At 67.9% G+C, this 246-nt stretch carries 1 pseudogene; it reads right to left on the reverse strand.

The annotated features are described in order from the left end of the window. Positions 1-246: pseudogene (locus tag SB753_RS40235) on the reverse strand (hypothetical protein); the annotation flags it as partial.

Below are 246 nucleotides of genomic sequence, written 5' to 3' on the forward strand. Positions count from 1 at the left end.
GGGCACGCTGCCGGTCGCGTTCTTCAGGTCCTTTTCGGCCTTGGTGACGCGGCCGTCGAGCCCGCTGATCTTGCCTTCCAGGGCATTGCGCAGCGAATCGATCTGGCCGCCGTTGACCGCCTGGCGGCTGCCCGCGGCGATGTTGCCGTCGGCGACGTTGTTGAGCACGGTACCGGCCGCGCCACCGAAGCTGACCATCCCCTTGCTGCTGCCCTCGTCATAGACGACCGCATCCAGGGTGCTGCC

Source organism: Paraburkholderia sp. SIMBA_053, from assembly GCF_046534895.1.
In the GTDB taxonomy this organism is placed as follows: domain Bacteria; phylum Pseudomonadota; class Gammaproteobacteria; order Burkholderiales; family Burkholderiaceae; genus Paraburkholderia; species Paraburkholderia caledonica.